Source organism: Streptomyces sp. S.PB5, from assembly GCF_030403745.1.
Taxonomy (GTDB): Bacteria; Actinomycetota; Actinomycetes; order Streptomycetales; family Streptomycetaceae; genus Streptomyces.
In genome coordinates, this window is the sequence record NZ_JAQMWP010000004.1 from 59,456 (window position 1) to 82,188 (window position 22,733).

The 22,733-nt window shown below is 68.3% G+C and carries 16 protein-coding genes; 7 read left to right on the forward strand and 9 right to left on the reverse strand.

All coding sequences use genetic code 11. The features are described 5' to 3' along the window. Window positions 1–39: 39 nt before the first annotated feature. From PH203_RS11840 to PH203_RS11850, 3 genes are read left to right on the forward strand one after another with little or no spacing between them, the layout of a single operon-like run. Complete coding sequence (locus PH203_RS11840) at window positions 40–1,161, forward strand: RNA polymerase subunit sigma-70 (RefSeq protein ID WP_289919603.1); 1,122 nt, start codon at window positions 40–42, stop codon at window positions 1,159–1,161. A 5-nt stretch (window positions 1,162–1,166) separates the two neighbouring features. Further along, on the forward strand, window positions 1,167–1,430 hold the full coding sequence (locus PH203_RS11845; protein WP_289919605.1) for a hypothetical protein: 264 nt from the start codon (window positions 1,167–1,169) through the stop codon (window positions 1,428–1,430). A gap of 38 nt (window positions 1,431–1,468) precedes the next feature. Beyond that, window positions 1,469–1,927, forward strand: a complete 459-nt coding sequence (locus PH203_RS11850) for a DUF6069 family protein (RefSeq protein ID WP_289919608.1) — start codon at window positions 1,469–1,471, stop codon at window positions 1,925–1,927. Between the two features lie 185 nt (window positions 1,928–2,112). Here PH203_RS11850 and PH203_RS11855 read toward each other — a convergent pair whose 3' ends face one another. The 3 genes from PH203_RS11855 to PH203_RS11865 all read right to left on the reverse strand — a co-directional run bounded on the left by PH203_RS11855 (window position 2,113) and on the right by PH203_RS11865 (window position 3,731). After that, complete coding sequence (locus PH203_RS11855) at window positions 2,113–2,589, reverse strand: DUF4231 domain-containing protein (protein ID WP_289919609.1); 477 nt, start codon at window positions 2,587–2,589, stop codon at window positions 2,113–2,115. A 92-nt stretch (window positions 2,590–2,681) separates the two neighbouring features. Then, a complete protein-coding gene (locus PH203_RS11860; protein ID WP_289919611.1) occupies window positions 2,682–2,885 on the reverse strand; it encodes a DUF397 domain-containing protein in 204 nt (67 codons plus the stop codon). After that, the gene (locus tag PH203_RS11865; RefSeq protein WP_289919614.1) at window positions 2,886–3,731 is read right to left on the reverse strand and encodes a helix-turn-helix transcriptional regulator; all 846 of its coding nucleotides are present in this window, start codon (window positions 3,729–3,731) and stop codon (window positions 2,886–2,888) included. Between the two features lie 216 nt (window positions 3,732–3,947). Here PH203_RS11865 and PH203_RS11870 point away from each other — a divergent pair, with 216 nt between their 5' ends. After that, on the forward strand, window positions 3,948–4,577 hold the full coding sequence (locus PH203_RS11870; RefSeq protein WP_289919616.1) for an ATP-binding protein: 630 nt from the start codon (window positions 3,948–3,950) through the stop codon (window positions 4,575–4,577). An 80-nt stretch (window positions 4,578–4,657) separates the two neighbouring features. Here PH203_RS11870 and PH203_RS11875 read toward each other — a convergent pair whose 3' ends face one another. From PH203_RS11875 to PH203_RS11895, 5 genes are all read right to left on the reverse strand, one after another. Beyond that, a complete protein-coding gene (locus PH203_RS11875; protein ID WP_289919618.1) occupies window positions 4,658–6,520 on the reverse strand; it encodes a DUF1998 domain-containing protein in 1,863 nt (620 codons plus the stop codon). Then, entirely contained in the window at window positions 6,517–9,768 is a 3,252-nt protein-coding gene (locus tag PH203_RS11880) for a helicase-related protein (RefSeq protein WP_289919620.1), read from the reverse strand. Before PH203_RS11880 ends, PH203_RS11875 begins: the two co-directional genes overlap by 4 nt. Then, a complete protein-coding gene (locus tag PH203_RS11885; RefSeq protein ID WP_289919622.1) occupies window positions 9,765–11,669 on the reverse strand; it encodes a UvrD-helicase domain-containing protein in 1,905 nt (634 codons plus the stop codon). Before PH203_RS11885 ends, PH203_RS11880 begins: the two co-directional genes overlap by 4 nt. Next, window positions 11,666–16,435 carry a DEAD/DEAH box helicase gene (locus tag PH203_RS11890; RefSeq protein WP_289919624.1) on the reverse strand — a complete coding sequence of 1,590 codons (4,770 nt, stop codon included), beginning with the start codon at window positions 16,433–16,435 and terminating at the stop codon, window positions 11,666–11,668. Before PH203_RS11890 ends, PH203_RS11885 begins: the two co-directional genes overlap by 4 nt. 118 nt (window positions 16,436–16,553) lie before the next feature. Continuing rightward, a complete protein-coding gene (locus PH203_RS11895) occupies window positions 16,554–16,772 on the reverse strand; it encodes a hypothetical protein (protein ID WP_289919625.1) in 219 nt (72 codons plus the stop codon). 517 nt (window positions 16,773–17,289) lie between these two features. Between PH203_RS11895 and PH203_RS11900 the strand changes: the two genes are divergently transcribed. Genes PH203_RS11900 through PH203_RS11910 form a run of 3 tightly spaced genes read left to right on the forward strand, consistent with a single transcriptional unit; the run spans window position 17,290 to window position 21,341 of the window. Next, a complete protein-coding gene (locus PH203_RS11900; protein WP_289919626.1) occupies window positions 17,290–19,458 on the forward strand; it encodes a helix-turn-helix transcriptional regulator in 2,169 nt (722 codons plus the stop codon). Between the two features lie 3 nt (window positions 19,459–19,461). After that, complete coding sequence (locus PH203_RS11905; protein ID WP_289919627.1) at window positions 19,462–20,460, forward strand: hypothetical protein; 999 nt, start codon at window positions 19,462–19,464, stop codon at window positions 20,458–20,460. Beyond that, on the forward strand, window positions 20,457–21,341 hold the full coding sequence (locus tag PH203_RS11910) for a DUF6339 family protein (RefSeq protein ID WP_289919629.1): 885 nt from the start codon (window positions 20,457–20,459) through the stop codon (window positions 21,339–21,341). The genes PH203_RS11905 and PH203_RS11910 overlap by 4 nt, the downstream gene beginning before the upstream one ends. A 21-nt stretch (window positions 21,342–21,362) precedes the next feature. Here PH203_RS11910 and PH203_RS11915 read toward each other — a convergent pair whose 3' ends face one another. Further along, complete coding sequence (locus PH203_RS11915; protein WP_289919631.1) at window positions 21,363–22,724, reverse strand: DNA cytosine methyltransferase; 1,362 nt, start codon at window positions 22,722–22,724, stop codon at window positions 21,363–21,365. Window positions 22,725–22,733: the final 9 nt, after the last annotated feature.

A 22,733-nucleotide genomic window follows, 5' to 3' on the forward strand; every position in this document is an offset into this window, starting at 1 on the left:
CTCCGACGGGACATGACGAGGCGGAAGGACGACGACGTGATGAGTACGGACATGAGCCGGGGGGAGCCGGGCGGAAGCGGCTTGGACGGCGGCGGTGTGGAGAGCGGCGGCGGCCTGGACGGAGTCCGTTTGGAGGGAAGCAGCCTGGACGGAAGCCGTCTGCAGAGCGGCGGCCTGGAGGGAAGCGGCCTGGAGGGAAGCGGCCTGGCCGAGGTCGACGAGCCGACGTTCTCGGGCCTGGCGGAGCGGCACCGGCGGGAGCTGCACGTGCACTGCTACCGGATGCTCGGGTCGTTCGAGGACGCCGAGGACACCGTGCAGGAGACGTTCCTACGGGCCTGGCGGCGGCGGGAGACCTTCGGGGGACGGTCGACGTTCCGGGCCTGGCTGTACCGCATCGCCACCAACGCCTGCCTGGACCTGCTCGCCAAACGCCGCCCGGAACCCGCGACAGGCGGCGAGGTGCCGTGGCTCCAGCCCTACCCGGACCGCCTGCTCGACGAACTGCCCGCGGGCGAGACGGACGAGCCCGAGACCCTCGCTGTCGCCCGGGAGACGATCGAACTGGCGTACCTGGTCGCCGTCCAGCACCTCGCGCCGCGCCCCCGGGCCGTACTGATCCTGCGGGACGTCCTCGGCTGGCCGGCGAAGGAGGTCGCACAGCTCCTCGGAGACTCCGTCAACTCCGTGAACAGCGCCCTGCAACGCGCCCGCGCCGGCCTGCGGGAACGCCTGCCCGCCGAGCGCCAGGACTGGACCGGCGGCGAGGAAGACGCCGGCACACGCGAACTGGTGCGCCGCTACACCGACGCCAGCGTCGCCACGGACATCCCGGCCCTGACCGCGATGCTCCGCGACGACGTCCGCACGTCGATGCCGCCCACCCCGGGCCTCTACGTCGGCCGCGACACGGTCGTCGACTACTGGACCGAGAGCGGCTTCGAGGACATGAAGGGCCTGCGCCCCGTCCTCACCTCCGCCAACCGCCAGCCCGCCGTCGCCTTCTACCTCTGGCAGCCGCAGGAGAACGCCTACCTGCCCCTGACCATCGACGTCCTGCGCATCACCGACGGCGCGATCACCGAGATCACCACCTTCCACGACGACCAGTTCCCACGCCTGGACCTGCCGGAACGCCTCCCGGCGGACAGCACGGAGTAGTCGGGGTGCGGACGCTTGTGCTGCGCGGCGGCTCGCGTCTCACGGTGATCCCGGCGGACTGGCACGACGCGTACGGCATCGTCACCCGCGGGCGCGTCCAGCTGGAGCTGCGCGACGGCGAGCCCGGGCCGGTTCTGGGGCGCGGCGCGGGGTTCTGGCTGCGGGGGACCGGGGTGCGGGCGCTGCGGAATCCCGGGCGTTGGACGGCGAGGGTGCGGGTGGTGACCCCGGGCCAGGAACATCGCGTGCCTGTCGATACACAGCCGTAAGTCAGACGTCGAATGACGTCGAATGGGGAAGGAATGGCATGACCGGCATGAAGGACAGCGGGGTCGTCGCAGATCCGGCATCGGCCCGCCGCAGCCGCCCTCACCGATTCCGCATGCTCGCAGTCACCGGCTTCCTCGCCACCCTCGCGGCCACATCGGCCACCACTCTTGCCGCCGCGCTCGCCCAGGCCGTCGGCATCGACTTCGAGGTCCCGGAGGGCGGCGAGACGATCCCGTTGGCCGGGTTCGCGGTGGTGAGCGGCTCCTTCTCGGTGGTGGGCGTCGTCATCGCCGTAGCCCTGCTCCGGTGGAGCACTCGGCCCGCGGAACGGTTCGTGTGGACGACGGTGTCGCTGACGGCGGTGTCGTTGGTCCCGCCTGTGCTGTCGGGGGGAGACGGTGCGACGGTGGGGGCTTTGATCGGGCTGCATCTTGTTGCTGCGGGGGTGATGATTCCTGGGGTGGGGTGGAGTCTGCGCAAGCGGACGGGTTGGTAGCCGGGTTACGGGGCGATGGGCGGTCCAGGCGGGCGTGAGCGCGCTGACGTGCCCACCGGGTTCTGCGCCTCCATCAGAGCCGGGTGCCTGAAGATCTGACTCGGAAGACATATACGGCGGCTGTAGCGGCGCGCCGCGGCTGACGCCGATGCCGTGGAACCTGAAGCACAGTGGCTGGATACGTATCAGCCTTCCCGTCGCTCTGTATGGCGCTGATCGAGCCAGCGACGGCTGATGTCGGTCCAGACTTCTTGTGCTCGGTGGAAGAAGGGATCGACATCCTCAACTCGTATGAGGTCAGGAGCTGTTCGGGCGAGAAAGTAGTCGAGCTCGTCCCTGATGCGGCGGAGTCTGACCTCCGACTCTTCCATGAGTAACCATCGAGCTCTCCAGTTGAAGAACGGTTCGACCGCGCTTACAGCGACTCCAACGGCCCCTAGGGAGAACGCCAGACCGGCCCAGAAATTGAGATCTTGTAGACCCAAGATCACTGTTGAGGCGATCGACAAGGCCAGGCCAAGCACCTTGACCACCGAGGCGGACCGACGGAAGCGGGCCCTGCGGATCTCTGACCACTCCATCCCGGCTGTGAGCTGACCTTGAACCCAGCGGGCCAGCTCGGCTGGCGGTAGGCCGGCCGGAGGTTGTGGGTTCTCTGCCATCTCGCCACCCCCGTGTCGAATAATCCCGCGTACGCCCTCGCCAGAACGAACCCCCTGGCCGAGCCGTCAGCGCGCTCTCAAGTACCTGCCCCTCAGCAGACGCGGCGTTCCTGGGCCACGAAGCCGGCCCACGCCTCCGCGGATATCGCGAGATGTCCGCGTGGGGGGCACTTCGAGTCCCGGACGAGAACCCCGCTCGGAGTGAAAGCCGCCTCGACGCATTCGGTCGTGTTGCCGCCGCTGTACGACGACTTGAACCAGGCGGGTTCGGGGACGGGCTGAGCAGCCGTAGGCATTCAGAGCTCCTTGCGGGCGCGTTGGATCATGACGGAGGACGCCTCCATGTCCAACGCTTGTGCCCGGAGGTACTCGAACGCAAGTCTGTATCGGTCCAGCTCTTCGTCCTTCTCCAGGAAGAGGGAGCCGGTGTGGAAGTCGACGTAGACCACGTCGAGCGTCGGCTCAGCTCCGCCGATGATGACGAAGCTTCCAAGCGCCGCAGCGTGAGCCCCTTTCGAGAAGGGCAGAACCTGCAGCGTTATGTGAGGGGACTCGTTGGCCTCAAGGAGGCGGCCGAGCTGCTCCTTCGTGGTCTGGGGCGATCCGACGACACGACGGATCACGGACTCGTCAAGGATCGCCCATAGGTGCAGTGGCTTTGGGCGGGCGAGGATCTCCTGACGCTTCATGCGGATGTCGACCAGACGCTCGATCTCCGCTGGTTCCAGGGGGACTTCGTTCGCCTTCTGCAGCGCGGTGCTGTAGGCGCGCGTTTGCAGCAGGCCAGGCACGTAGACGCAGGAGAAGTGGCTCTCCCGTACGGCCTCGTCCTCGAGTGTCAGCAGCAGGTTCATGCTCTCGGGGATGGAGTCGGCGAAGGAACTCCACCAGCCTTGCTGCTTGGCGTCTTTGGCGAGTCCGACAACGGCCTTGCGTTCGGTGTCAGTCGCGCCGTACTCACGGCAGAGCGCATCGACGATGACCCACTTGACTGGCCCGGCTTGCGTTTCGTACCGGCTGACCGTCGCCTTGGAAACGCCGACGAGCTGCCCGGCCTCCTCAAGGGTCATTCCCCTGCGGGCGCGCAACTTGCGCATCATCGCGCCGAGTTGACGGCGGCGGGTTGTGGTCCGTTCCGACATGCGTCTCCTTCGAGCGGGCCGGGCTGCCGGCCCCAGATCCTCCTCAGGCTAGGCAGCTGAGAGGCGGAGCCACCATCAGATTCACCCGATGGATTTTTATGAGAAGTTACATAGTGAGACTTCTCTGTGCCATGCTCGCTCGCAGACCGCTACGCAGTGTTGCCGTTCGGACACGGCAGGCGCAGCACTTGTGTGGCTTGGGAGGGAGGACTGGCCATGCCTGGCTACGAGGACGCCGAACCCCGACTCCGCTGTGTGTTGCCCTTCGAGGCAGCGCCGGCTGAAGTGCGCCTGCTCCGGAGAGCGGCCGCAAAGCAACTCGGCCGGTGGGGTGTGACTGCTGCCGCTGACGAAACAGAGCTGCTCGTCACCGAGCTGGCGACGAACGTCGTCAAGCACGTGGGTGAGGGCACCTCAGCGACTCTGATTCTTGAGCGGACGGGGGAGCGGCTCCGGCTTGAAGTCCATGACAAGAGCCGGGAGATGCCGTCGCTCAAGACTGCGGGCTGCGATGAGGAGTGCGGTCGGGGACTCCACTTGCTCTCCACGCTGGCGGTGGACTGGGGCACGGTCATGACGGCAGCGGGAAAGGCGGTCTGGTGCGAGATCCCGGTCGTCCCTGGCCAGGCTTGCCGACGCATTGAGCGTGCTGCTGAGGCGCTTGAGGCCTATCGGGGGCCTAGCTGTAGCGCTGGGCTTCTGGGGATTTCGCGAAGTATTGGGATCGAGGAGTCGGCGGTTGAACTGATCGCGGACCTGCTGCACTGGACTGCTGCCCGTGGCCTTGATCCCGACGACATCCTCGACCGGGCTCAACGACGTTTCGACGCCCAGACGGAGACGTGAGACCGGCAGGCAGCCTCAGCTGCCGTACCAATCCCCGTCACCGTGCCCGTCCGCCTCGGCGCCCTGCCGCCGTTCAGGCCTCAGTGGTTCAGCGTTCCCGCGAAGAAACCCAGGTCAGGGTCGTCCGGGGTGCCGACGAGCAGCGCACGGTCCAACAGGATGTTGTTGTGCTCACAGCTCGTCTCCGGGAGCATCACGCAGGCGTGGCAGGCGGCCAGGTTCGTTCCGCCGGTGCCGGACGCCTCGGACTCGACACAGAGTGGGTCGGAGGAGCACCACTCGGCACGCCTGACGGCCGAGCGGATCGTCCGGTCGAGAAGCTCCGGTTCGCCCTGGGCGACGAGCCCGCCGAGGCTGCCCGCCGAGTCGCTCGTCGCGGTGTAGACGAGCACGCCCGCCATGTCGTCGGCCGCGTACAGGCGCTCGCGCAGGGCGGCGGCGGGGTAGCCGGCCTCCAGGCTCCACTCGTTGATGAGGACATGTGCCAGCGTGTGCAGGAGCACCATGCGAGGCGTTGCCGGGGACGGCGGGACGCGACTTGGATCCCCGGCACGCTGTTCCATCACCCGCTGGTGAGCCGTGCGCATCCGCTCGACCCGAGCGGCGACGGCGACGGCCTTCTCCCAGGAACCGAGCCGTTCCTCGTCCAGGCGGAGGAAGACCCCCTCGCCACGCACCTCCATCGCGGGGAGCCACTGCAGAGGGGAGTCGGAGAGTGGGACCTCGTGGGGTTCGGTCGTCGCGTCGGGGTCTGCGAGCCGGGTGAACGCTTTGAGAGCGCGCACCTCGCGGAGCTTCTTCACCAGCATCGGGCCCGACACGCCGAGAGGACGGAGCACGCTCGTGTCGCCCAGCGGGGTCTCGCAGATGAACTGCTCGTCCCGCGACCGCTCGCGCTCGTCGTTGCCCGCGCAGAGCCGGTCGTACTCCTTGTTGCGCAGCGCTCGGTATCGGTGGTCGAAGGTGGGACCGTCCTCGCTGCTCGGGTCCTCTTCTCGTTCCGCGTCCAGGAGCGCCATCACCTCGTCGATCGGGACCGGACTCTCGCCCTTGAAGGCGAACTTCAGGCACATCTCGACCTCCGCTCGGGAGTTGAGCTTGCGCAGCTCCTCCCAGTGCTCGGCGAGCGGATCGGCGCGCCCGTCGCTCCACGGCGGGATGGAGAGCGCCGACTTCAACACCGGCTGCCACACGGCCGAGGAACCGCGCTGGAGCGTCCGCGGCGTCATGCCGCAGACCTGGGCGGGAGCGGAGGTACCGAGCCACGGGCGAGTGCCACGGCAACGCAGGCCCAGATCCTTGAGCGCGCTCTTGCGGAACGAGCCCTCCATGGAGACCTCTGGCACCCCGCAAGTACAGGACACGAGGATCGAGCGGAGTGAGGAACTATGGCCGGAGGTACGCATCTTGAGCGTTCCTCCGCACTGCCCGGCGGTAGTGGCACCACCTCCGGAAGCGCGATGGACCCAGTGCCAGTACGGGAAGTCGTCGAGGTGCCCGGCCTCGCAGGCGATCACGAAACGGGAGGGTACGAGGTCGACCTCGCAGGTGCCGCAGACGCTCCGGCCGGCAGGCGGATTGAAGTCGCGGTGTCGGCGCAGGTCGCCGCACGCGGGGCAGGAGTGCATGAGAGGGAAACGACGCACTCGGATGCCGTCCCTGCTGGTGTCCTCGGACGCGGGAGGCAGCCGGAAGTGCTGGACACCGAGAAGACGGGCGAGGCGCCGTTCATGGATCAGGGGGGACTCGTCGCTGCTCCAGTGCGCGTCTGCGCCGTCCAGGCCGGAGACGATGAAGGACTCCTGGTCCACGGCGACGAGCGAGCCGACGCCGTACGTGGTGATCGCCTGAGCCCGACGAACCGTGCCGCGCCGCGGCAGGTTGCGGGCGGGCGCGGCGCCGTCAGCGCCGGTCCGGCGGCGACGCGCGGGGGGCGGGGTCATCGGGTTGCCTCCATGAACAGAGCGGACTCGGCGTCGACATCACGCAGGCTCCATAGGGTGCGCCAGGCGTCGGCGTCCTCGGACTCGTCGTCGTACGACTTCAGGAGCGAGGGGGTGCGACTGCCCCTGACAGGTTCGAAGAGGAGGCCGCCGTGCGTGTCGGCCTCGTCGCGCCACCACTCGACGAATTCGTCGAAGGCGCGGCCCACCGCGTCGACTTCCTCAGGAGTGACGTCCTGGACCCGGTTCAGCAGGATGGGCCTGACTTCTTCGCGGAGGAGGTGCTCGTAGGACTCGACCCGACCCGCGGAGTCGTTGGCGCGAGCGGCCGGGACGAGGATGCGGGCAAGGGCGACGATCACCGCGTGGAGCCCACGCTCGCGGGCGCGGGCGGAGAAGGGGGTGACGGACGTGGACTCGACCTCGCGGTAGAGCGCGGAATGGAAGTGCAGGAAGTTCTCGTAGTGGGACCGGTCGCGGGATCGGGTCGCGTTGAGCATGACGGCGACCAGTCCGGGGTGGGCGCGACCGACGCGGCTGGTGGCCTGGATGTACTCGGCCGTGGTCTGCGGTTGACCCATGACGGCCATCAGTCCGAGCCGGTCCACGTCCACCCCGACCGCGATCATGTTGGTGGCGAGGAGGACGTCCACGGCGTCCTCGTCGGGCCGCTTCTTCTCGATGCGCTTGAGGCGGGTGGGAATCTCGCTGGCGTCGACCCGGCTCGTCAGCTCCGAGTAGTTGGCCACATCGCGGGCTGTCACGCCCTCGCGTTGTGCGAGCACCGCCAGATACGCCACCACGTCGTCGTGGACCTGGAGTTCGGCCGCCGACAGCAGCCGGAGGCTGTTGAAATAGCCGACGAGGCTCCAGTACGCATCGCGCACCTCCTCCTCGGTCCGAGCCTGTTTGGCTCGGTGCAGCAGGGTGGCGTACGTACGGATCAAGAGGGTGGACTGACTGGTGCCGGGCGCCAGCAGCCCGACGTAGCGGCGGCTCGCCTTCTCCTCACGCGGGGTCTCCACGGCGAACCAGGAGTCTCGGGAGTCCAGGCCCGCGGGCGGGAACTGGCGGACGTCTCGGGCGAAGAGGTGGCGGCCCTGGTCGGCGGCGCGGCGGATGGTCGCCGTGGACGCGATCACCTTGGGGCGGTCGGCGAGCGCGTCCACCGCGGTCTCGTAGAGGCCGGTGAGCGTGCCCAAGGGACCGGAGATCAGGTGGAGTTCGTCCTGGACGATCAGCTCCGGGGGCGGGGTGCGGTCGCTCGGGTCGTCGCGGTTGAAGAGCGCCGCGGTCGCGGGCCGCCAGGGCATCGAGGCGAACTTGTCGACGGTGGCGATCACCAACGTGGGGCGGGCGTCGTACACGGCCTCGTCGATCAGGTGGATCGGCAGGCCGTCGACGAAGGCGCAGTCGCCACCGGGGCAGCGGACGTGCATGCGCTTGGCGTCCTCGTCGACCTCGTAGGCGCGGGCGTCGAGGCGAGTGCCGCACCAGGGGCAGGCATGCAGTTGGACGGGGTTCTCGGTGGCGAGGCGCTTGTCGAGGTCGCCACGGAGTTCGGCGAGCCTCCTCTCGGCCTCCGCCAGGGTGTTGGGGGTCGCCGAGCGGCCCACCCACATGCCGATGGAGAACTCCTCGTGGCCCAGCTCGGGCCTGGCACGCCGCATGTGCTCCATGGCGCAGATCAGGATCGCGGCCCGCTCGAACTGCTGGAGAGTGAGCAGCCGGAGCGTGTAGCGCATGAGCACGGTGACGCCGCCACCGCTCTCCTTCTTGCGGATGCGGCGAAGGAACGAGGTCAGGGCGATCAGACCGAGGTACGCCTCCGTCTTGCCGCCACCGGTGGGAAACCAGAGCAGGTCGGAGATGCCCCGGTCCTCGTGCTCGGGGTCGTCGATCCCGGCCAGGCAGAGGAGCAGGAACGCGATCTGGAAGGGGCGCCAGCGACCGGCGGTCGGGTCGGGGGAGCCGATCCGACCCTTCTTGACCCACGCGCTGCGCGCGCGCTGGTCGGCCATCGCGTGGTTGGCGAGCCGGAACGCCCGCATCAAGTCGGGCTTGGACTCGAGGAGTTCGATGCCTGTACGGATGCGCCCGAGTGCCTCGCGACAGGCTTCCACCTGGTCCCGGGCGGGCTTCTCGTGCATCTCGCCGGCCAGGGCGTCCGCTTCGGTCTCCTTGCGGTCGATCCAGCGCTCGTAGCCGTCGGCGAGTGTTCGTAGGGCGGCCAGGATCTCGGCGTCGGAGCCGTCGGCGAGGCCGAGCATGGACAGGGTGGAGTCGTCGATCTCCGGGTTGGAGTCGGTGAGCAGTACTTCGACGGTCGGCACGAACTCGCTCCGCACCTCGGTGACAGCGGCCACGACGGTGTCGGTCACGCCGACCGGCGGCGGCGTCCAGTCCCACTCGGCGGCGCAGCCGTGACCGACAGCGAAGGTCGGGGCGTGGCGGTGCAGCAGCCGGCTGGTGGCGACCTCGGGGTCATGAGCCGCGGCCGGGGCCGGACGCTCGACGAAGGCGCTCGAACCGTCGGCGGCGCGGATCGTGAGACCGCACTGGAACAGGGAGAACGCGTCCTGAAGCTCCCGCTCGCCGACACGGTGGGTGTTGACCAGGGTGACCGTGATCGTGACCGTGCCGGTGGACGGGTCGGGGCGGCGGACGTTGGCGCGCAGCGCGACTCCCGGGGCGAGATCCTCCTGCCACTTGGGATCGGGCGTGTTCACGTCGATCCGCTGCTCCGGCAGCGCGAGTTCCTTGCGGCGCCACTGCTCCCGCTGGTCGGAAGTGGTGCGGGCCTCGGCCCGGCGAGCGGAGATCGGCCGGCCGTCCGCGTCGGTGGGCTCGTAGACGGCGGCGCGCGCCGAGACGACGATCGCCTCGGTGTCGGGAGCGACCGCGAAGGTGAGCCCCATGGACGAGGGGCGGCGGGATCCGGCGGCACCCACCTCCTGGGCCGTGCCGGACTCCTCGATGTTGTCACCGGTGCGCTGCGGGGCGATGTCCAGGCCGTCCTGCTCCTCTTCGTCCGCCCGCAGCTGCGCCGCCGCCGCGGTACTCGCCGCACGCGGGTAGAGGACACCGGTGAGGTAGCGGTCGATCGGTGCCTCCTGGGTCAGTACCTCGTCCCGGTCCTTCGGCTCGGCCTCGGGCGCCGGGCCGAAGAGCTCGCGGCGGAGCCCCACCAGGAGCTCCTCGTCCCGGACCCGATAGTGCTCGGAATGCTGACCTGCTTCCTGCGTCATGCGCCCTGCTCCTCGTCGTTCTCGGCCCTTCGATACCTTCCGATGCCGGTGATCCGGGGGACGATCCACACACCCCGGTCGCCCAGACCGGCGTTGACGCCGGCGGCGGTACTGCCCGACACCGTCTCCAGGACGTCGACACGCAGACCGTGGATCTCGTCGGGCCACCACGGATCCCACGTCCGGTTCACCTTCTGCACCTGGAACAGCCCCTCGCGGAACCGCTCCGAGGCCTCACCGATCTCCCGTCCGTCGTGCGTCAGGGCGTACGGCGGGCTCTGGAACTCACCCATCGGCAGGTCGTGGCGCCTTCGCAGCACGGCTTCCGCACCGGTACGGACCTGTTCCAGGAGATACGTCTGTGTCGCCGCCGCGTCGCTCTCGTGGCCGGGTGGGTTGTCCCGACAGATGTCGCCCGCCTCGGCGACGATCCCAAAACGGTCGTACGGCCGCCAACCACCCACGTACCGACGGCCGTTCCTTCTGCCGCCGGCTTTCTTGACGATCGGCAGCTCGGGGGGGCTCGCGTGATAGAGATCCTGGCGGACGCGTGTCATCGCCACGTACAGGGCGCGGACCTCTGCGGGCAGGTCCACCTCCTCCTTGTACTGCTTGTGCAGTTCGGCGACGGTCGGCGGGGTCAGCACGATCACACGGTCGAACTCAAGGCCTTTGGCCCGGTGCACGGTGGAGACGACGATCCGCGCGGTCTCGGGATCGGCCGCCTCGTCGGGGAACCTGCCGTCGGCGACCAGACGCCGCAGCCGCTCCAGATCGAGCACGGTGCGCCCGGTCGAGCGAGTCGCCCGCCGCAGCACCGTCCACAAGGTGCTCGCGTCCGGCTCGTACGGCAGCGGGATCTCCGCGAGCAGAGAGCGGAACCGGTCCGCGGTGAGGCCGGTCGCCTCCGTGCGGCGCAACAACTCGGCCACCCAGTACGGCACCGGCCGCTCTTCGAGGGGGCGCCGCAGCCGATGCTCGACGCCGTGCTCGTGGAGCAGGCCGGAGACCACCAGCGCCTGGCGGTTGTCGCGGGTGAGGATCGCGCAGGTGTCGGTGAGATTCCGCAAACCGTCCAGCGTGAACGGGTCGGTGAGGTCGCCGGTTCCGTTCGCCGGATCCACGAGGAGGTCGCGAAGCTCCGTGTAGAGGGCCGCCGCCTCGTCCGCGTCGCTGACCCGCTGGAGCCGCGGACCGCGGGTCAGGGCGATCCGGGCCTCCGCGGTGGTGGCACGGAAGTTCCGAGTGAGACTCAGTTCCACCAGGTCGTCCGGGTACGAGCAGCGCAGCCAGTCGAAGAACCGACCGGTCTCGTCGGCACGCTCCGCCGGGTCGGCGATCTGGAAGCCGTAGACGGACTGGGCAGCATCGCCGACGACGGTGAAGCCGCAACTGTCCTGGTACCGATCGAGCAGGGTCTCCACCAGCTCCCGGCGCCCGCCCAGCAGATCCTGCACCTCGTCGATCACGACATGAGCGGGCGGGACGGCGTCGCCGGCCTCCAGCGCCCCCTTCTCGACCGCCTGGGCCGCGGCGGTGATCCGCTCGTCGAAGCCGACCGTGCCCCACTCGCCGTCCGGGTATGCCTGGACCAGCACCCCGTACGCCCAGGCGTCGAACGTCTGGGCACGCACTCGACGCGCCCGCTCCCCGTGCCGCGCGATCCGCTCACGCAGCTCGCGGGCCGCCGCCCTGGAGAAGGTGAGCACCAGGATCTCGGCGGCCTCCAGTGCCTCGTCGGGGTCCTCGTGACCGCACAGCGCGTCGAGCCTGCGCACCAACGTGTGCGTCTTCCCCGCCCCCGCGCCCGCGGTGACCAGGACACGCGCGTCCCAGGGCTGCTCGACCACGGCCCGCTGCTCGTCGGTGAGCGGGGGACTGTCGAGGTAGACGTCGGTCACGGACGGCTCCAGAGGTGCTCGAACTGGGTGAAGGCGAGCTGGGTGTCGAAGTTCTCGATGTTGTCGCTGACGTTGAGGATCAGGCAGCTGTCCTTGCCGCCGTTCCGTGGTCCGCGCAGTCCCCGACCGATCATCTGCTGGTACACGTTGGTGCTGTAGACCGGCCGGGCCACGACCACGGCACGAGTGGCCGGCGCGTCGAATCCCTGGGTGAGCACACCGTAGTTGGTGAGCACACGAATGCGTCCGTTTCGGAACTTCTCGATGCGAGTACGGCGATCCTGCGCACTGGTCGTCGAGTCCACCGCGGCCGACGGGACCCCTCGGTCGTTGAGCATGGCTGCCAGGTACTTGGCGTGGTCGACGGAGGTGGCGAACAGCAACGTCGGCCAGTCGTCCGGCAGCTCGGCCACCGAGTCCACGATCCGTCGGCTGCGCGCGTGGTCGTCGGCGAGTCGCTGCTCAGCGGCGCGGGAGAGCATCGCCATGCGGTCGGCGTGTGTCTTCTCGTCCCGGGTCAGTTCGATCCGTCCCCCTTCCAGGGTGCGGTGCTCGACCTGGGCGAGCATGCCCCAGTCCTGGAGGTCGCGGTACGGATCGCCGGACGGGAAGACCCCCTGGTCGAGCCGCCGGTTGCCGAAGCGATTGACCAGACGGCGGGTCTCGTCCTCGTTGGTGTTGCGGAACGGGGTGGCGGTCAGCCCGAGCAGGTGACGGCCGGTCTCGTACTGGGTGAGCCCCAACCGGCCCAGGATCTCGGTGTACCGCTTGGAGATCGCCGTGTGCGCCTCGTCCACGATCACCAGAGCCGACTGCCGTAGCCACGCGTACTGCTCGATGCCCAGGCAGCGCTCCAGCTTGGCGTCGGTGGCGACCACGAGGTGGGGATGGTCGACGACGTCACCGACCTCGTTGCTGCTCCAGAGCCTGCTGATGGCCAGGGGGCGCTCCGCACCGACCTTGCTCCAGACGAACTTCCAGCTCTGCACGGCCTGTTCGCACAGCTCCTCGGTCTGCGCGATCCACAGCACCGGACCCTTGAGATCGCCGACCCGCTTGACCCAGCGGATCACGGCCTCGGCGGTGACCCGGGTCTTGCCGGCGCCGGTGGGCAGGGACAGCATGCCGCGCTGAGGGGCCAGCCGGTCGAGCATGGTGGAGATGTTCCGGACCAGGTCCTCCTGGTAGTCGTGGAGGCTCGGGAAGTCCCGAGGCCCCTCGACGGTCTCGAAGGGAGGTGGGGACGGAGTCCTCGAACCGGCGAACGCGACGGGCAGCCTCAGGTCCGACACGAAGGCGATGGCGGCCGACGAACCCCCGTACGCCACAGGCGCGTTGGGGAAGCGGGCCTGGATGTCCCGGGCGTGCTGCTGAAGCACACCGTCGCCGTGCGCGTTGAACGCCATCTGGGCGATCCGACGACCGGACGGCTCCACACCGTCGGTCGCCTGCAGCTCGGCCTCCATCAGCCCCTCCGGGAGCCCGGCCCGGAGAGCGTCCGCCCCGATCAGCAGCTCGACCTTGGCCACCACGTCGTCCGCCTTGCGTACCGCCGCCTGTGCCGCCTTGAGCTCGCTGTCGCGGGCCATGCGATCCTGGTGCTCCAGCACCGCGCGGCAGCCGGCCGCGCCCAGGCCGAGGCCGAGCTCACGGTCGATCAGCCGCAGCATCGGCTCCGCCTCCAGAGGCACACGGACCTTGACCGTGCTGTCCTGTCGCACGGCGTCCAGGGGAGAGGCGTGCGTGCCGTTGGGCGTACGGGTGACCTCCTCCAGCTCGGTGCACCGCTGCACCGTGCTGTTCCGGTTGCCGCTGTTGAGGCGCTGCCGCAGAGCGGGGAACAGCTCGACCAGCGGTACGGGGTCGCCTTCCGGGACCTCGCGGGTCTCCTTGCTGATCACGTCGGAGTAGCGGAGCATCCCCCACTTCTCGACCATCAGCTCGGCGTCCTCGACGGTCGGCACGAGCAGCGCCGGGAGGTGCTCGGCTCGGAGCGCCCGATACTCGGCGGCGCCGACGGCGAGGGTGATCTCGTCGTCGGGACGGGTGCCCCACGTGTCGCCGATCCGGCAGCGTGTGAGCGAGTCCTCGGGGAAGTCCGCGCCGAAGCGCGTCAGCATCACATAGGTGGCGCCGACGAAGGAGTCGTCCTCGCTGTGGGACACCTCGTCGAGGAGGGCGTCCCAGCGGTCTGCGGGAACCTCGTCGACGGTGGTCGGGAGCCGTAGCTTGCGGGCCTTCTCGGGTGAGATGTCGGCGACGGGCAACACATCGCGGTAGGCGGTGAGTTGGGGGCCAACGGCTTCCTTGAGCGGCTTGATCCCCTGGGAGGTGGAGACCGTGCCGTGCTTCTTGAGCATCCAGCGGATCGGTGAGATCACCGCCTGCCGGGTGCTCGTCTGCGCGCCGACCTGGAGCGTCCAGTTGTCCACCACGGCGTCGTCGGGCAGCGCCTGCAGGAAGGCCGCACGGGACTTCTCGGACAGCGAGCGGAAGATGTGGAGGGGACCGCCGATCGCAGCGCCCTCGAACTTCGTCCGATTCAACGAGGGACGCGGTGTGTCGGCGGCCAGACTGCGCAGGTAGGCGGCGTGAACCGCTTCGCGGTACTCCTCGAACCACTCCTCGTCCGCCTCGGGCCGCACGCCGCTGACCGGTCGTTCCCGTAGACCGACCTGGGCGAAGAAGGACACGTCGTCCGAGTGGAACCCCATGTCGACGGCGACGCTCGGGTCCCGCTCGGCGTTCACCACAGGGCCCGGCAGCATACAGTCCTCGATCGGCCGGAACCGTCCACCGGCCGTGCGGACACGGAGCGTCGAGCGAGGGGTGGGGACCCGGTCCAGCACCCGCTGGGCAAGGCGACGGACACCCGCCTGGCGGAACAACTCCCAGAACCGCTCCCAGTCCGACGGGGCGTAGTGGTCGAACCCCTGGTCGAGCACACTGACGAACCGACCCTCGGCGTGGGCCTCCTGGATGCCGAGGAGGTTGAGTGCGTGGGCCACCGAGGGGTCCTCGGCGAGTTCGTCGACCACATACACGGTGGACTCGCGCAGGCCGCCCTGTTCGACGCGGCGGAACACCTTGCCGGGCACCGGGGGGACGAGTCCGTGTTCCTCGGTGAGCACAATGTGGGCCTTGCGGGCCTGCTCGGCGAGGGGGGAACCGACATCGATCATGTCCGCCAGGATGCGGACGGCCGCTTTCGACGCCTCGACGGTGCCGCTCTCGACCAGGGCCTCCAGCCACTCGCGGACATCGGCTCGCTCGTGCCCGGCCGCTTCCAGGACGTGGACGACCTTTCCGGAGCGCAGCGTGTCGACCTCGACGCTCGGGTGCAACCAGTTCGAGGGACGGCCAGGGCACTCGTGCCACATCCGCAGCCAACGGAGCAGACTCTTCAGGTCTTTGTCAGGGCGCGGGTGGACCCGCAGCTCGGTCGGGGCGCGCAGGACACCGTCCTGGTCGGGCAGCGACGGCCCGGTTGCGGCGCGGCTCCAGATCTCCCGGGTCAGGAAGTCGTCGGCCCAGCTGATGGACTCCTTCGCACGGCCAGGCAGCAGCGGGAGGTAGGCGCCGGGATCCTCGGCGGGGGCCAGGGCGGGCAACGAGTCGACCACCAGCTGCGCCGCCACCCGGATCATCTCCTGGTTGAACGGAGAGGAGTCGAGGAGGTTCTGGCGGTCCTCGTTCGTCTTCCACGCGCCGTTGAGGACGCCACTCAGGGACATCTCGTACTTGGTGGGGAAGAAGGACCAGAACTTGCCGCGTCCACGCGCTCGCGAGCTTGAGCTGACGTACAGACCGCTGTCGGGATCCTTCTCCAAGGTAGGGACAGCCCAGGCGAGATCGAGCGAAAGCCGGTCGTGCAGTTCGCCGGCGTCCGCGCGGGCCGCCGGGCCGGGCTCGTGGGTGGTGGTGAACACGCGCCACCGATCGGTCGCGGTGGCCTTGCCGGTTCGCTCCTCGACCACGGTGTGCAGGTCGCCGCTCCGCTGGGCGGTGAGCACCCGGCGGGCCAGGGGACGGGGCCGGCGATCCTCCAGCACGACCTTCGCGACGTGCGGCGAGAAGAGCTGGAAGCCGACCGGGAACTCCTCACGGGGCTCGCCGTGGTCCTTGCCGCGGCCGCCGTGCATGTCCTTGCCCAGCCGGATGTCGGCCTTCGGCAGCAGGGGGAGGCGGACGACCGTCGTCGCCCAAGTCAGCAGTTCGTTCAGGACGGGGTCGGCCGCGCGCTCCGTCGCCTCGTCCAGGGGGCGGGCCATGCGCAGGACGGGTGCGTCGAACGCGGGCCCGTACCGCTCCGTGACACCGGGGACGGCACTGATCTGCGCGTACGACCAGGCGCGGTCGAATCCGAAGCTTCCGGTGCGGCTGAAGAATTCCGGTGCGTCGGTCACCACGAGAACAGATTTCACGCCGACACCGAATCGACCGATCTGACCTCCGCGCTTCTTCGACATGCTCATCCGAAGGATGGTCTCGGCGCCCCCCGGCGTGACCGGAGTTCCTTCGTTCGCGCAGTAGAGATGCGACTCCGTGAGGACCACGTGAACTCGACCGCCTGGCTCATCAGCGATTTCGTCCGCTGCGTTCTGGACGAGTTCGAAAAGCTGCCGATCGCCATATCCGCCCTGCGTGATACGTCGCTCGCCATTGGCGTGTTCGGCCACGAGTCCAGGGTCAACGGCGTAGGTCTGCAGGACGCGGGAGGATTGTTCGAGAACAGTTTGGATCACCGGAGAGGACGAAGACGACACTGCTTCTGCGCTCCTGGGTTGTCGAGGTTCGACGAAATCGTGAGTGGCGGGCCGGCCGCCGGCTTCGTACAACCGGCCCGCACTTGTGAGACCTGGATCCGTGGCGTGACTTGGCTGGTCAGGTCGTGGTGGAGGCGTCGTCCGGCAGATCCTGGACAACCTTGGCCAAGTCAGGGAACCCCTCCGTGAAGGCCTCTTCTGACAGGTTGTATCCGTAGAGAATCTTCACGATCTCGACCTTGCTCTTGGCCGTGTGAATTTCCAGGTAGAACGAACTCAAGTCCCGAGACGAGTGCAGGAGATCGCTGTGACAGTTCTCGTCCATGAAGTGGTCCACCCCTGTTCGATATGCCCTGATCGCACAGGGGTTTCAGGTGCACGTGCCCCCGTGAAAAATTAGAAGTAATTGTTCGTGGCTGAGCTGATTTTTCCGGAAATCACGCTACCGGGTGACTCTGTTCGAGTGTCAATGATTTTTGGGGAATTGTTTCTGCGCAGGGTCCGGGGCTGAATTTGGACGCACTTCACCCTCGGCCGCCCGCCTTCCCCGATTTCGAGGTCGCGAGCGAGATGAGACACGCCATCGTCACCGAAGTTAGCGGTAGTCACTCTGACGCGCAAGTCGAACTCCCGTCCCTATTAAGGGAGTTGGCCGTTCCGCTTGTCGAGACTCGTCGGGGGCGAGGTGTAGTGGTGCGAGATGGGTGATTTAGGGCAAGTCGGGCAAGAGTTCAAGGCGTTCGAGTCCGTCCAGCCCGATCAACTTTTGGTTGACGCGCCAGAGTCTGTCAAATTAGCCTCATGGTGTGCGGCACAAGCTCCGCATGTGACTCCAAGGGAAGAACGGGTGGCGCGTGGAGACAGGCGAGGAGTTCGGGCCCTGGCTGTCCCGGCAGCTCAAGCTGGCGGGGAAGACACAGGCTGAACTTGCCGAGGAGCTCGGTCTGACGCGGGCGGCCGTCTCCGCGTGGATCACCGGAAGGTCGACGCCTCGCCCGACCGTCATGGTCGATATCGCCAAGGCTCTCGGCACGGACCTCGGCACGGTGCACACCCGCACCACCGACACCCAGGCCGGCCTCCCGCTCTTCTGGCACCACCGACGTGGCTACCCCGACGGCGGTCGCGACCTGGGTAATGCCGCCGCCTTCGCCTTCGACGCCGACGTACAGGTGCTCGCCCGCGAGACCTGCCAGAACAGCCTCGACGAGCGGCTGGACAACGGCCGCCCGGTCCGGGTCTGCTACACCCTGCACGAGCTGACCGGCGATGCCCTGAAGGATTTCCGCAAGGCGATCCTCTGGGAGGATCTTCTCCCGCACTACTCCGCTGTCTCAGAGACGGCGGGCAACCAGAAGGTCGGGCGAGTCGTGGACGCCGGGGTGCGTGACATGCTTGCAAGGGACCGTCTGGTTCTTCTGCGGGTCGACGACTACAACGCTTCGGGACTCACCGGCGACGACTATGCGGACGGCAAGTTCGCCGCCGTGGTCAGGCGGCAACTGGAAAGCCTCAAGTCGGGTCACAGCGCGGGTGGTTCGTACGGCCTGGGCAAGGCGACCCTGTGGGCCACCAGCGCCCTCGGGCTCGTGCTGATCAACTCCACCCTGTCCGAGCCGCATGAGGGGCGACAAGAGCGTCGACTCATCGGCCGTCTGGAGCTCCCGTGGCGGGAGATCGACGGCCAGGCCTTCGCGGGCCCCGCTTGGTTCGGTCGCCCCGATCCCGACTCACCGGGCGCTGAAGTCGCCCGCTCCTGGTGGGCGGACGAGGAGACGGTGGCCCGTCTGCGCTTGACACGGGAGAAGGACGAACCCGGTACCTCGTTCCTCATCGTCGGCGCGCACGACGTGGCCAGCCTCGACGAGAAGGCATCCGATGCGGATGACGAACCCATGGACTCCGAAGAAGAAGGTGACGAGGACACCCGGGACATCCGCAGGATGCACCGGCGTCTGGTCGAGGCTCTGGGGCGTGACTTCTGGGCTGCGATGACAGGGGGAGGCGGAAGGCCGCCTCGCCTGGAGATCTATGTCCGTGCCATGCGCAACGACGACGAAGTGGTCGTGCCGGAAGTGCGGGTGGACCCATCGGTTGAGCAGCCCTCCCGGACTCGCGCCCTGCGGGCGTACTACGACGGCGCCACGGTGGAGCGGCTCACCGAGGCCGGGCAGGTGGCGGCGCGAAGCGTGCCGTTGAAGGTGCCTCTGCTCGGAGGTGCCCGAGGGAATCTCGGGACGCATGAAGCGGTCCTGTTGGTCACCGAGGCTCTCACCGATGCCGATCAGAAGAAGGACGGCCCGAGGAACCGGGTGCACTCGCTGCGAGGCAACCGCATGACCGTCAAGAGAGCCGGAGTCCCCAACCTGCCGCTCGGTACCAACCCGTTTCAGGCTGTTCTCCTGGTGGGGGAGGCTGTAGGGGAGTCGGCCCCCTTCGCGCAGGAAGCCGAGGAGTTCCTGCGCGCCGCGGAACCGCCCGAGCACGACCGTTGGGGACAGACGGAGGAGCTGACCCTGCGTTGGTCGCCGTCCGCGTATCGGCGGATCAGCGCCCTCACCTATGAGGTGAACAAGGCGGTCAGGGATCTTGTCGCGCGGCAGCCGAAACGTGGCGGCCGAGAAGGCGGTGAAGCCCTGCGCAAGGCGTTGACAGTGAAGAAGAAGCCCAGAGCCAAGGTGCCCACCGGGCCGGTCGTTCCGGAGCTGACCGACCTCCACGCGACGATCGGAGACGACGGGGAGTGGCGGATCGACACCGAGGTGAGCATTCCGCGCGGCGGCGACGAGATCGTTCCGATGGTGCCGGTCGCGGAGGTGGACGTGCGGTCCGGAGGCCGGCCGCGGCTGAAGTGGGCGGAGCTCGTGGCGATCGAGGGGTGCGAGGTGGACGGAACGGTCCTGCGCTTCACCCCCGGTGCCCGACGGGCGAAGTTCCGAGGGGCCACCGACGTCACCAGCCATCCGGTCAGAACCATGTTCACGCGCCTCGTCGTCGAGCTCCGCGCCGGCAAGGGGGAGTGACACGTGAGGAAGTTCTATCCGTACAAGAGGCTCAGCCGACCGATCACGCTCAGGGTGGCCTTGGTCGCCCTCAACCTTCCCGACGGCACCCGTGATTCGCTGGAGACCAGCGCCTACTCGACCCAGCAGCAGGCGGTCGCATTGGGCATCGCGGGCCACACCGACTGGGTGAGCGCCACCATCGGCCTCTCGGCGACACTCCCGCCCGGGGCCAACGCACCGGACGTTGCCTGGTCCGACCTACGCGTCCTCGCCGTGCTCACGGACGGCGAGACCAACGTGCGTACGTCGGTGGACCTTGCGCGTGATACGGAGGACGGCCTTGACTGGTCCGGCTCCCTCAAGGTGCTTCGTGACGATCACGCAGGTAGGGCTTCCCTCACTGTCCAGGCCGTGGGGACGGTGGAAGGCGTACCAGGACGGTCGATCGCCGAGACTGACCGGAGCTGGACCGTCGACACGGTTTCGGACGAACCGGTCGACGGACTCCGACTGGACGTCCAGAGGGCCTCGTTCACGAAGAGTGCTCGACAGATGTTGCGGGCCTGCTCCGACGTCCCTTGGGTCGTGGACGTCTCGGCCAGGGTCCCCACCGTCTTCGTGAACACCGACGTCGAGGGAGTCATGGGGCTGCTGGACAGCAACGGCTCGGGTGTCGACAGCAAGGTGCGCGATCTGCTCGTCACTCAGATGGCCACCGATGTCTGGACCGCGGTGTTCCATGGTGCCATCGGTGATCTGGAGGTGGAGCCCGGCGGCGGCCCGATCTTCCCGACCGACTGGCAGGGAGAGGTGCTGCGGGAGATGCTCCCGGACGTTATCCCCGGAGTACATGTCGAGGAAGCCTTGCGACAGGTGCATCGTCGCCGCACCGGCGAGTCGGGCTGGGCGGAGCTTCAGACTCGTATCCACTACGCGGCGGCCCGCCGTGCCGATGCCAGCAGGGCACTCGCCTACGCCATTCGCAGTCTCGAACAGATGAACCGAGAGAGTGAGACGTGATCTCCGCACCGAACCACGTACCGGGACGGCTGGCGCTGCTCGCCACCTCGGATGCCGACACGTTCCTCACGGAGGAGCTGCTCAGAGCGGAAGAGGTGCACGAGGGGATCGACCTCGCCAAGGTCGTCGAGCCGCTTCCCGAGGAGGACGCCAGGTGGTTGGTCGAACCGGTCCGGAGCCTGGTGGAAGACGCCATGTTCGAGTTCCGGGAGGACCGCACCCGAGCCGACGCGTGGCTTGCGCCGCGGCTCCATGCCACGTTGCGCCTGACGCGGCGAGAGGCGGCAGACAAGCGTCTGTGGAACCACATCGCCTTGGCGGTGGCTCCCGACTATGTCGCTTGGCGTCATCCACCGAAGCCGCCGAAAACGGGCGGACCGGCGCGCATCGCTGCGGAGCGCTTCCGAGGTCCCGCGGACAGGCAGTGCTTTTCCCGTCTGTGGTGGGCGGCCGAGCTCTTCCGTAACGGACCGGACTACGGACCGGTCGAGGTTGCCTGCGGGAACCAGGAGCTCATCCACACCATTCTGCGGATGGACCTGATCGACCACCGCCCCACCGCTCAGGCAATGGTCCAACTCGTTAAGCGCGGACTGATCTCCACAACACGTGAGGCTGTCGGCCTCAGCATCGCGATCAACGCGGCTGGAGCGACTCTGATCTACGACGTCCTCGCCCAGGACGAGCCCAGGGATCCTTCTCGTCTGCGGGACTGGATCGCGATCGCCGAGCAGGGATCGGCGCCGCCCGTTGGACGCCACGGACTTCCCGAGGGCCCCGACGAGGATCCCGTCCCGGAAGATTCCGTAACCGCGATCACTGACTACTTCGCCGAGCTGTTCGAGACTGCGCCAGTCAGGGGCAAGAAGGCTGCGGACTGACCTGGCGCCGTGCTCGCGGAACTACTTCGCCTGTGCCTTCTTGCCCTTACGAGGGCGCTCGGAAGAAGGAGGCGGCACCTGGTCCTCGGAACGAGGGCATTGGGCGGTGCAGTCGTCGGGGGCCCCGCAGCCGTGGCTTCTCAGCTTGGCCCGTTTCTCCTCCGTGGCCGGCTGCCACGGCTCCCGCAGGACCTTCAGGTCCGGCGCGGGGAGTCCGAGCGCGGCGCTCAGCAGGTGCGCGCCGAACAGGGGCGGCACGGCGTTGCCCACCTGCTGAGCCTGCGCCTTGCCGGACCAGGGATAATCCGGCGGGAAGCTCTGCAGCATGCCCGCCTCGTTCATGCTGAACCGCGGGCCCTCGTAGACGACGTTCTCGTTGAGGTGCTGGAAGACCACGAAGCGGGAGATGCGACCTGTGACGGTGAACGCGGGCTGCCGGTCGCTACGGACCCCGCGCCTGCCCGGGACTCCGGAGCTGCCGTAGTTCGACCGGACCAGGAACGGCGTGGCCCGGCCCGGGTGCATGCCCACCGGGTCGGCGAGCACGTCACCCATCGACCTCCAGGGCTGCAGATCCTCGTCCACGGTCTCCCGTCGCTCCGCTGCCAACCCCTCGTCGAGAGTCGGCTGCCGGGCCTGGTCCGAAGGTTCGCCGTCGTCGACCTGCCGGTTCCATCCCTTCGCGTCGTAGGCACGGTGGGTAGGCGCGGGGAGTGAAGGCGCGTCGAGGCCTTCACGCCGGGCGATCAGTACGGCGCGGGACCGCTTCTGGGGCACCCCGTAGGTCTCGGTGTTGAGGACGCCCACAACGACCTTGTACTTCGTGCCGTCGGGGAGCCCTGTCTCGTGCAGCACCTTGGCGTAGTGGTGCCAGAGCTCCTCGACCGCGGGGACCTGTTCCAGGACGATGACGTCGTAGGGCCGGTTCTCCCGGTTCGGGCTCCTGGTTGCCTGGATGGCGTACCGGAGCGGTTCGAGGACCAGTGCGGTGCGCGGGTCGCTGAGGGTCTTCAGATCCTCGTCGATCGCCTCGTCGGACTCGCCCGCGGTCAGCCTCTCGATGTACCCCTTGACCTTTTCCAGGTTCTTGCGCCCGGCGCCGTGCCCCGCCACCGAGTACGTCTGGCAAGGAGGCCCACCGGCGAGCACGTTGATCTCCGGCGGCAGTGACTCGAAGGAATCCCTGCGCACGGCACTCACGTCGGCGTGCAGGGTGTCCAGCCCGGCCGCGTAGCGTGTGAGGCAGGCGCTCTTGTCCCACTCGATGCCGAGGCTCGGGATGTCGAGCGCGTGTCCGGCGACGTCCAGGCCCCCAGGTCCCGCGAAGAGATCCAGGACAAAGGGCTTGTCGAGGATGGACTGATGGGGCGCCGTGCTGGTCATGAGGTGGAA

Coding starts and splice junctions, on each gene's coding strand:
- PH203_RS11880 (WP_289919620.1), bottom strand. CDS start 9,768: ATGACGCAGGAAGCAGGTCAGCATTCCGAGCACTATCGGGTCCGGGAC.
- PH203_RS11850 (WP_289919608.1), top strand. CDS start 1,469: ATGACCGGCATGAAGGACAGCGGGGTCGTCGCAGATCCGGCATCGGCC.
- PH203_RS11875 (WP_289919618.1), bottom strand. CDS start 6,520: ATGACCCCGCCCCCCGCGCGTCGCCGCCGGACCGGCGCTGACGGCGCC.
- PH203_RS11915 (WP_289919631.1), bottom strand. CDS start 22,724: ATGACCAGCACGGCGCCCCATCAGTCCATCCTCGACAAGCCCTTTGTC.
- PH203_RS11870 (WP_289919616.1), top strand. CDS start 3,948: ATGCCTGGCTACGAGGACGCCGAACCCCGACTCCGCTGTGTGTTGCCC.
- PH203_RS11865 (WP_289919614.1), bottom strand. CDS start 3,731: ATGTCGGAACGGACCACAACCCGCCGCCGTCAACTCGGCGCGATGATG.
- PH203_RS11860 (WP_289919611.1), bottom strand. CDS start 2,885: ATGCCTACGGCTGCTCAGCCCGTCCCCGAACCCGCCTGGTTCAAGTCG.
- PH203_RS11855 (WP_289919609.1), bottom strand. CDS start 2,589: ATGGCAGAGAACCCACAACCTCCGGCCGGCCTACCGCCAGCCGAGCTG.
- PH203_RS11840 (WP_289919603.1), top strand. CDS start 40: ATGAGTACGGACATGAGCCGGGGGGAGCCGGGCGGAAGCGGCTTGGAC.